This is a genomic window from Phocaeicola intestinalis, from assembly GCF_014837065.1.
Classification (GTDB): Bacteria; Bacteroidota; Bacteroidia; order Bacteroidales; family Bacteroidaceae; genus Phocaeicola; species Phocaeicola intestinalis.
Genome location: NZ_JACSPP010000082.1, coordinates 1 through 10909 on the forward strand (window position 1 = coordinate 1; position 10909 = coordinate 10909).

General features: G+C 46.1%; 4 protein-coding genes and 1 pseudogene. 4 read left to right on the forward strand and 1 reads right to left on the reverse strand.

All coding sequences use genetic code 11. From position 1 onward, the window contains the following. Positions 1-467: 467 nt before the first annotated feature. A complete protein-coding gene (locus H9625_RS16150; RefSeq protein ID WP_191765326.1) occupies positions 468-1649 on the reverse strand; it encodes a tyrosine-type recombinase/integrase in 1182 nt (393 codons plus the stop codon). Between the two features lie 439 nt (positions 1650-2088). On the opposite strand from H9625_RS16150, the gene H9625_RS16155 reads away from it, so the two are divergent. From H9625_RS16155 to H9625_RS16170, 4 genes and pseudogenes are all read left to right on the forward strand, one after another. Next, entirely contained in the window at positions 2089-5127 is a 3039-nt protein-coding gene (locus H9625_RS16155) for a SusC/RagA family TonB-linked outer membrane protein (protein ID WP_394354957.1), read from the forward strand. Between the two features lie 47 nt (positions 5128-5174). After that, positions 5175-7301, forward strand: a complete 2127-nt coding sequence (locus H9625_RS16160; protein WP_087209595.1) for a RagB/SusD family nutrient uptake outer membrane protein — start codon at positions 5175-5177, stop codon at positions 7299-7301. A gap of 175 nt (positions 7302-7476) precedes the next feature. After that, positions 7477-9306, forward strand: coding sequence for a rhamnogalacturonan lyase family protein (locus tag H9625_RS16165; RefSeq protein ID WP_191765330.1), 1830 nt, complete (start codon positions 7477-7479; stop codon positions 9304-9306). A gap of 69 nt (positions 9307-9375) precedes the next feature. Further along, positions 9376-10836, forward strand: a pseudogene (locus H9625_RS16170) (DUF6250 domain-containing protein); the annotation flags it as partial. Positions 10837-10909: the final 73 nt, after the last annotated feature.

The window sequence follows — 10909 nt, forward strand, 5'->3', positions numbered from 1 at the left end:
CAGGCCGTTAAGGATTTCTTCGACAATATCGGAAACTATAAAGAAGAGTTGGAGTCACTTCTGACTCTTAAATTCCGTTTGTCTAATTCGCAAACCATTTCTTTTTGACTATAATGTGGATATTCATCTATTTCAATTACGCCAAATCCAGCATGACAAGGGTTATAACCTTACTGCATTGGCACTCACAGCTAACTGCGTGCGGCGAGGAGCATAACTGCGATTCCAACACGATTACTAATCGTACAGGCTAACGATTACTAATCGTGCACGGATCGAAGCTATGTGCGTTGAGGATAGAAGATAACTGTTTTTGCCAACCGACCTTTGTTGTACCGGATTTGTATCATGGCATGACGGGTTTCTGTAGAGACGATGTGCACATCGTCTCTACTATGATACTGCTTATATAATGCGCGGATCAATGCACGGGAAGAATAAAACCGTCTCCCGGCAAAGCTTTCGCCTTACAGCAGCGCATCGAAAATCTTCCGCATGGCTGCATCGGCATGACGCTGCATGATGCGGAGGTAATTGCAGACAGGACGGTTGGCCTTCATGCTGTGCCCGATGCAGTATTCGATGGTTTCTATCTGGATGCCGAGGTCATACCCATGCTGGACGAAAGACTTCCGTGCCGAATAGAACGAGACGTTAGAAGAAACCCCTGCCAGACGTGCCACTTTTTTCATATACCGGTAAACCAGGCTATACACCTTATTATATATAGTGTTTCCTTCGAAAGCCAGCCTGCCGTCGGGCGAACGGTACCGCTCTATCAGCGTTCTTGCTTCGGGCTGAATGGAAAATGCCGTTTCGTTTTCACCGCTTTTGCTTCTACGGGTTTTATGGCGGGCATATTTCAAGACCGTACCGCCTTCGGCAAAACGGCAATCCAGCAAATCCCTCAAGTTGATTCCTCCCAAGTAATAGCTGAGCATAAAAATATCGCGCACGGTGATGAGGTGTCTGTCCGTCAGGTGCGCGTCACGTATCCGTTTCACCTCTTCTACCGTCAGGTCGAGTTCACGGATGCGGGCAGCCGGAAGTTTGCAAGCCGCAAAAAGATGTATGGCATAACGCACGTATCCCATTTTGACCGCATGGTTCAGCATGACCTTCATCAGCGTCAGGTAGATGCGTACCGTTGTATCCGAAAGCGCTTTCCGTTTCAGCTCCTCCCGGTATTGCCGGATGTGCCGCGGGTTTATCTGCTTCAGAAGCAAAGATTCGCCGAAGAAGGAGAAGAAATGTTTCAAAGCCGACTTGTAAAGCTTGTACGACTTGACTTGCTCGTTGTTTTCCATACTTTTCAGAAACTCGCCGGCAAACCGGGAGAAAGAAATCCCTTCCTTTTCCTTTGTTTGAAGGATGTAACGGATGATTTCAGTGCACGTCAATCCTTCGGCATACGGAAGGGTGGACAGAATTAAAGCGTATTCGTTCAGTTGCCTGTTCAGGATACGGTTGATTTGGTCGGCATAGGCATGCCGGACTACTTTGCCGTTCCGGAGCTGGGATTTGGAGTCCAAAAGAAAGGGAGTCGTGATATACTGGGTTTGCGAATGACGAGCCACCGCAATCCGGATGCGGTGCTTCCCGTTTGCCAATCGCTTGGCAGGAACGATTACAATAGAGAAAGTGGTCATGGTTTATCGTTTTTTTAGTCTTCTTCCTGCCGTATTGCCTCTAAAAGGCAAAGCGGACCGGAAGCTTATCTGTTAAATTTTAAGTTATAATTAGTTACGTTTAACGTTTTGCCAAAAGCAATTTTAACGCTTCGGATTTGAGGAAATTTTTCCTTCGAATTCCGATTTTAGGGCAAAAATGATAAAAAACTACCTATTTTGAGCGTAAAAAATATAGTTGTCCCATATATTTACACAATTTTCCATTGCAAGAATCAAGAAAACTGAATAAATTCGGCATACTTAGCGATAAGAAAATTATGTGAATAAATCTAACTTTGGTTTAACTTAACAAATTGGAAGTATGAAAAACAGAAAAGACCAATCGATTCTGGGACGCTGCGCCTCAATAGGGCAACGTCTGTTCTTCTTCGCCTTGTTGACCGTAATATCTATAGGTATGTACGCGCAAGGCAAAACCGTGTCGGGTACGGTAGTCGACAAGACCGGCGAAACCGTTATCGGCGCGAGTGTGGTAGTAAAAGGCACGACGAACGGTACGATTACCGATTTCGACGGCAAGTTCACCTTATCTAATGTCCCTAATGACGGGACCATCGAAATCAGCTTTGTGGGCTACAAGACCCAGGAGATTTCGGTAGCTGGGAAAACCAACATCCAAGTGACTTTGGAAGAAGACACCGAAGTGCTGGATGAAGTAGTGGTAGTAGGTTACGGTATCCAGAAGAAATCGGACGTGACCGGTGCGATGGCACGCGTGGGTGAAAAAGAATTGAAAGCGATGCCGGTAAAGAATGCCTTGGAAGGTATGCAAGGTAAGACAGCCGGTGTGGACATCACTTCCAGCCAGCGTCCGGGTGAAGTAGGTAAAATCAATATCCGTGGTGTGCGCTCCATTACAGCAGACCAAGACCCGTTGTATGTTGTGGACGGTATGATTATCCAGAACGGCGGTATCGAAAACATCAACCCGTCGGATATCGAATCTATCGACGTACTAAAGGATGCTTCGGCAACCGCTATTTACGGTTCACGCGGTGCGAACGGTGTTGTATTGGTAACTACTAAAAAAGGTAAGGAAGGAAAGATTTCCTTGAACTATTCGGGTACCGTTACTTTCGAAACCCTGCATGACGTAACCGAGATGATGTCGGCTGCGGAATGGTTGGATTATGCCCGTCTGGCAAAGTACAACATGGGTTCTTATCCTTCGGCTACTCCTGATTATGCAGGTGATAGAGCTGCATTCGGCAGTGTAGCCGCTTCGTGGGCAAACATTGAAAAAGCATGGGAAGGCGGCACATACGATCCTACGAAAATAGGTTCTTACGACTGGGCTTCGCATGGCAAGCAGACCGGTATCACTCACGAACATACCCTGAGCGCATCGGGCGGTACAGACAAGTTCCAAGGCTATGCTTCGTTCGGTTACCTGAACCAGAAAGGCACACAGCCGGGACAGGCTTACGAACGCTATACGTTAAAGACCTCATTTGATGCCAATCCGATAGATTTCTTTAAGATGGGTGCCAACATTAACGCTTCGTATTCCGATCAGGACTATGGATACAGCTTTACCAAGTCCGTAACCGGTTCCGGTGATTTATACAGTGCATTAAGAAGCATGTTGCCGTGGACGGTTCCATACGATGAAAACGGCGAATATATCCGCAATCCGAACGGGGATGTCAACATCATCAACCCGATTCGGGAATTGGATTACAATACTAACCAACGCTGTACCTTCCGTGCCAATGCCAGTATGTATGCACAGGTAGACTTCGGCAAGATCTGGGAACCGCTGGAAGGACTTTCTTACCGTCTGCAGTTCGGTCCCGAATTCCAATATTATACGTTGGGTATTGCCAATGCAGCAGAGGGTATCAACGGAGACGGCAATAACAGAGCGCAATATAAGAATGAGCAAAAACGTTCATGGACCTTGGATAACCTGATTTATTACAATCGGAGTTTCGGTGACAAGCACGATTTGGGCTTGACCTTGATGCAGTCGGCTTCGGCTTACCATTACGAAATGGGCGATATGCGTGCAACAAATGTGGCTTCTGCTGATGAGCTGTGGTATAATATGGCTTCTGCCGGCAGTTTGAATTCATTTGGTACCGGACTGACCGAGACTCAGATGGAATCCTTCATGATTCGTGCCAACTATGGCTTTATGGACCGTTACTTGCTGACCGCTTCTATCCGTTGGGACGGTGCGTCGCAGTTGGCTCCGGGTCATAAGTGGGCAAGCTTCCCTTCAATGGCAGTCGCTTGGCGTATCGACCAGGAAGAATTTATGCAAGACCTGAATTGGTTGAGCCAATTGAAACTGCGTTTCGGATATGGTGTAACGGGTAATGCAGCAATTGATGCATACGCTACTAAGGGTGCAATAACAAGTCTGTATTATAATTGGGGACAAACCGATTCGTCATTAGGTTATGTACCTTCAGATCCTTCAGCTAAAGATCCTGCTAAAATGGCAAATCCTGATTTAGGTTGGGAACGTACGACTCAATATAACGTGGGATTGGATTACGGTTTCTTCAATAACCGTTTGACCGGTAGTTTGGATGCTTACTGGACTAAGACAAAAGACTTGCTGTTGTCCATGACTATTCCTTCACTTACAGGTTATACTTCTACTTTTGCCAATGTGGGTAAGACTTCTGGTTGGGGTATTGATTTGCAAATCAATGCCATTCCGGTACAGACCAAAGACTTTACGTGGAATACAACTTTGACTTGGTCAATGGATCGTAACCAGATTGACGAGTTGTCTAACGGAAGAACCGAAGATGTAAATAATAGATGGTTTGTCGGCGAAGAAATCGGGGTATATTATGACTATGTATATGACGGTATCTGGAAGACATCGGAAGTTGAAGAAGCTGCCAAGTATGGACGTAAGCCCGGACAGATCAAGGTGAAAGACTTGAATCATGATGGCGTTATCGATGCTACGAATGACCGTCAGATTGTAGGTAAAGTACGTCCGGATTGGACTGCAGGCTGGAACAATACATTCAGCTATAAGAATTTTGAACTCTCATTCTTTATCCTTTCGCGCTGGGGCTTTACCGTACCTCAAGGAGCTGCTACCTTGGACGGACGCTATATGCAGCGTAAATTGGATTATTGGGTAGCCGGAACCAACGAGGATGCCGAATACTATTCTCCGGGTTCGAACGGTGAAGCAGCCGATACTTATAGTTCTTCTATGAATTACCAAGACGGTTCGTACATCAAGGTACGTAACATTTCGTTGGGATATAACTTTACACCCAAACAGTTAAAGAATACCGGATTAAGTACCTTGAAGGTATATGTACAGGCAATGAACCCGTTCACTATCTACAAGGCTACCGATTGGCTGGATACCGACTTGTTGAACTACGATAACAATACCACGACTTTTGGTTCGTCCACTACGCTGAAGAGCTGGGTTATCGGATTGAACATCGGCTTCTAAATAGGTATTGGTATGATATATAATAATATGATAAAAGGAATAAACGTATGAAACTAAATAAAACATTATTTACTCTGCTGATAGCAGGAGTAGCGGGGGGTATGGCTACTTCGTGTAGCGATTCTTTCCTTGACGAGGAACTGATTACCCAGCCCAGTACAGATCGTTTTAAAACTCAAGAGGGTTTGGATGAATTGGTAACAGGTGCTTATCAAAAATTGAAATTTAAATTCAATTACATTTGGGCTATCGAATGCTATAATATGGGTGTCGATGAATTTACGGATGCCAATAATACCATGCCGGCGTGGAATCATTATAGTCAGGACTTAAACTCTGCAGAAACGGGCGCTAATCAGCCCATGTGGGATAATATGTATGGTTTGATAGAACCTGCCAATATCTTAATAACCAATATTCCGCAATTTTATAGCCAGTCGAGTGCTACATATAACACTCGTTTGGGTGAAGCCTATTTCTTGAGAGGATATGCCTATTTTGAACTGGTAAAACAATTTGGCGGTGTACCTATCAAATTAAATCCTTCTACCTCGGTAGAAACAACATTTACCCGTAATAGCGAAGAAGAGGTTTATGCTCAAATTATATCCGATTTAGAACAAGCCTATAGCTTGTTACCGGAATCTCCTGAAGCAACCGGTCGTATTACGAAGTGGGCTGCTGCGCATTTCTTGGCTAAAGCACATTTGTTCCGTGCTTCGGAGTTATATAGTGACTGGAATGATAGTTATATAGCACAAGATTTGCAGGATGTCATTAAATATGGAACAGAGGTATGCAATGCTCATCCTTTATGTTCTAATTATGTAGATTTGTGGGATTATACAGAACCCAATGGGGCAAACGAAAAAGTAAGCGAAGTAATTTTGGCTGCACAATTTTCAAATGATGAATCTACATGGGGACGATATGGAAATCAGATGCACTTATATTATCCTTCAGTTTATCAGGACATGGCAGGAACAAAACGTGACATTTCAGGTGGACGTGAATTTTCTTACGTGAGTGCAACGGAATACACCATGCAGGTTTTCGACCGTGTGAATGATTCTCGTTTTTGGAAATCGTTTATTACTTGTTATGGCGCGAATGATACTTCCAGTGCTCCTACTTGGAGTAAAGGAGATATTCAATCCGGTTATGCTCCGGAAGGTGCTGTAGAAGGTGGCAAACGTTTTGTGGCAGGTGAAATAGGTATTAAATATATCGTAAATAATCCTGGTGATACCCGTTATACAAAATATGAAGAGTTGAATACAGAAACAGGTCTTACTGCCCCTGTAGAAGCAAAAATATTGAAGAATGGAAAGATTTCTGCTCCTCATACTTTTGTTCGCTATTATGCAGGACAAGCACAAAGCTGGAACTTGGATCCGCAAAATTCAACCGGAAACTATTATAGTATTGTACCTCACAAACGTTCTGTAGCGTTGTCTAAATTTAGAGATGGCTATCGTAACTCTGTTGCTTCTCAATTTGGAACACGTGATGCGATTATTGCTCGTTCTGCAGAAGATGTGTTGATGGTAGCTGAAGCGTATATTCGTCAAGGCGAGTCACAATATGCCAATGCTATTGAATGGATTAATAAGTTGCGCGACCGTGCTGCTTATCAAGCAGGTGAAGATAGAAGTGTGAATGTGGATGGTGGTCAGGCGTACAAAAATAATCCTTATTGCAGTGGAAAAGGTGGTGGATATTCTCCTGATGGTGCAATTTATAGTGAAGAAAATACGTATTACGAATCGAATAACTTGGAAGGTCAGGAAAATGTGTACAATGCACAGTCTTCTTTGGATAATATGCACCTGAACAGTGTCAGCGATATCTATAATTCGGAAGTAGACCAGCCGATTTACGATGCGTTGGGTTGCAGCAGCAATGCAGACAAGATGATGTGTTTCTTGCTGAACGAACGTACCCGCGAGCTTTGTGGTGAATTGTATCGTTGGGAAGACCTTGCCCGTACCATGACTTTGGATGCCCGTTGGCATGCATTTAATGACGGTGTAAGCCGTGGCATCGGTGAATTTGATCCGGCGAAACATTATTATCGTCCGATTCCACAATCGTTCTTGGACGGTATCACCAACGAAAATGGTGGTGCATTAAGCAATGAAGAAAAACAAGCTATGCAGAATCCGGGATATTAATTCCTGAATTAGATAATAAACTAACCTGAAAGAGGCGGGGACAGCAAAAGCGGTCTCCGCCTCTTTTGTGTATAAAAATCTATTCTTTTGTATAAATTTCTATGTCTTTCCATTTGTTTTATGCTTACTTTCGCCCATCATTTGGAACCAATTTTTTAACTCATTCAATAAAATCATGAAAACACAACTTTTCTTTTCTGCATTGCTTGCCGGGCTGGTCGTTACAGGTACAGCCTTTGCGCAAGATCCAAGAGAACGGAATTATTATTATGAAATTTTGAAACCCCAACATGAACCGAAGCCTTTGGTGGAAGGATTTGCCCAATCGAAAGTGAAGGAATGCCTGAACCGGGGATTGTCTGTAGCTCCGGCTGCAGACGGAAAAGGCATTTATCTGAGCTGGAGAATGCTTGAGACGGATAATGCGCAGGCTCGTTTTGATGTGTACCGTTCGGCTGACGGAAAAACCAAGAAGCTGAACCGGAAACCGATAGATGCTACTTGTGACTTTACCGACCGCTCTCCGGTGAAGGGAGAAGCGGTCTATTGGGTGACGTGTACTGCTGACGGCAAGGAGTCGGAAAAGGTGAAGGCGGATTTCAGTACCCTGCGCAATTACCGGTCGATTCGCTTGAACAGGCAGGTCAAAGCCGGCAAGGTAGGAGTTGCCGATTTGAACGGGGACGGTACATACGATTACATCATCCGCACACCGGAAACGAATGTCGACCCGGGTATGCCGGGTGACTTGACGGGGAAGACTTATCAGATAGAAGCCTATTTAAGTGACGGCACTTTTTTATGGTCGAAAGATTTGGGGCAAGGCATTGAACCGGGAATCTGGTATTCGCCTTACGTAGTCTATGACTTTAATGGAGACGGGAAAGCCGAAGTGGCATTGAAAACGGCTCCGGACAATGTGCAGAGAGATGAGAAAGGAAGAGTGGATTCGGGGGATGAATATTTGACGGTATTAGACGGCATGACGGGACAGGAAATCGCTCATGTAGACTGGCCCAAACGGAATGACCGTTATGGCAATCTGGTGCGCAGGAACCGGAATCAGATCGGCATGGCTTTCCTGGACGGGAAGACTCCCTGTATCTTGGCATGCAGGGGAACGTATAAACTGATGACGGTAGAGGCGTGGCAACTGAACAAGGACAAGTTGGACCCGGTATGGAAATGGGACGGTGACGAGGAGAATCCGGTGGTCAGAAGCATGGGTTCGCACAATATGGTGTGCGGCGATGTGGATGAAGACGGAAGGGAAGAAATCTTGTTGGGCTCGTGTATGCTGGACGATAACGGTACGCTGCTCTGGTCTGCCGGACTGGGACATCCCGATAAGGTTTATCTGACAGACATTCATCCGGAACGTCCGGGAATGGAAGTGTTCTTATGTCTGGAGCCTTGGCATGATAACGGAAGAGGCGTATGCATGGTAGACGCACGCAGCGGCGAGCCGGTGTGGAACATCGGGCATAAGACGTTTCATGTAGGCGACGGAATGGTGGCAGACATTGATGCATCGCATAAAGGACTGGAATGTTTCGCCAAAGAAGACCGGAAAGGTGGAAGTACCGACCAGTATCTGTTGGCTGCCGACGGGACGTACTTGAGCCGGAACAAGGATGTGCCTTCTTGCCGGAACTGGGCTTGGTGGGATGCCGATTTGCTCAGGGAAACTTTTGCAGGCGATGACAACCGTTGGGGAGCCAGCTCTTCTTCGAACGGAAAGGCGCTGAGCATTGTGAAGTGGAAAGGTGCGGAGCTTACCCACAGCATTGAGGGGGATATCCTGATGATTGCTGACTTGTATGGCGACTGGCGGGAAGAGATTGTAACGGCGCTGGATGGTGAAATCCGGATTTATACGACGAATATCCCGGCACGTGACCGGCGTGTGACATTGATGCAGGATCCTGTTTACAGAAGCTATATCGCACACCGTTCCATGGGGTATCCCCAGTCGCCTGTCCCTTCTTATTATTTAGGAGAATAATCATTAATCAGGTAGGAAATGAAACGTATCATATTGATTGGTATGGCTATATGCGCTGTTTGAGGATTAAAGGCTCAGAGCGCAGGAAGTATATCGGGACTTGATAAAGTCCATTTTGGTAAGTATTGGAAAGTGGAATCGGAGTCACCGGATTATGAAGTGTCGTTTTCGGGAGATACGTGTGAAATCCTTTCGCCTAAAGGATTGACCTTGTGGCGGAAAGAGAAGATGTGTGGAAATGTCGTAATCGAATACGACGCTTGTGTGGTGGACGAAGGGAAGCCGGGTGACCGTCTGAGTGACCTGAACTGTTTCTGGATGGCCTCCGATCCGCAAGCGAAGAACATCTGGCAACGTATGGACTGGCGCAAAGGGGAGTTCCTGAAGTGCTACTCGCTGCAGCTTTATTATTTGGGCTACGGAGGAAATTACAATTCTACGACCCGTTTCCGCCGGTATGACGGCAATCAGGCTGGGGTAACTGATGCGGCACAACGTCCGGGCATCTTGAAGGAGTATACCGATAAAGAGCATTTGCTTGTTCCTAACAAGTGGTATCACGTTAAGTTGGTGAATAAAGGCGACCGGGTACAATATTACATAGATGGTAAAAGGCTGGTGGATTATTGCGACCCCAATCCCTTGCGGGAAGGTTGGTTCGGCTTTCGCACCACCTTGTCGCGTACGCGGATTGCTAATTTCCGGTATATTTGTCGGGAGGATAAGGATACGGCGTGTTTGCATTGGGTAGGAGAAGTGCCTTCACAGGCTTGCGGGGTAAGTTTCGGTGTGCCTTTCCGTAAAGGGGAAGTACAGCCGGATATGCCTTTACTTTTGCAGGATGCGGATGGGAAAGTGATTGCTTCTGATAGCTGGACTGCTGCTTATTGGCCTGACGGGTCGGTGAAGTGGGCAGGTATGGCGGCGGTAGTTCCCGGAGGAACAACGTCTTTGCAGGTTGTTCCGAAACGGAAGAGCCACGAAAGTCCGGAGCTTTCCGCTTTGACTGTAGAGGAGATACCGTCGGGTTGGAAAGTCTCTACGGGAGTGATAACAGCCTATGTTCCTCGTTCGGGCAGTTGCGTCATAGACAGTTTGCTATATGGTAAGACGAAAGTAGGAGGGGCTGCCGACTTAATCGCTTCTGTTCAGGACAAACCGTCGGGTGAAGGGTTGTCTGAATCGCATGTCACGCATTTTTCCAGCCGGTTGCAACGTGTGTCTGTAGAACGGACAGGAAAGGTCCGTGCAACCTTGAAGTTGGAAGGGGTTCATCAGTCTGCCGGGCGTGAATGGCTTCCGTTTGTATTGCGCTTGTATTTTTATGCCGGAAGCGAGCAGGTCCGGATGGTACATTCGTTTGTGTTCGACGGAGAACAAGACAAGGATTTTATCCGTTCGATAGGCGTACGCTTCCGTGTGCCAATGCGTGAGGCATTGTATAACCGGCACGTTGCCTTCGCTTGCGCGGAAGGAGGAGTATGGAGTGAACCGGTACAGCCTTTGGTGGGACGGCGTGTCTTGACATTAGAGTTTATGTAATTTAGATTTGTTATATATCGCGCATACGCGTACCTTTGCAACATGAATTACCGCGACCATA

Coding starts and splice junctions, on each gene's coding strand:
- H9625_RS16165 (WP_191765330.1), top strand. CDS start 7,477: ATGAAAACACAACTTTTCTTTTCTGCATTGCTTGCCGGGCTGGTCGTT.
- H9625_RS16155 (WP_394354957.1), top strand. CDS start 2,089: ATGTACGCGCAAGGCAAAACCGTGTCGGGTACGGTAGTCGACAAGACC.
- H9625_RS16150 (WP_191765326.1), bottom strand. CDS start 1,649: ATGACCACTTTCTCTATTGTAATCGTTCCTGCCAAGCGATTGGCAAAC.
- H9625_RS16160 (WP_087209595.1), top strand. CDS start 5,175: ATGAAACTAAATAAAACATTATTTACTCTGCTGATAGCAGGAGTAGCG.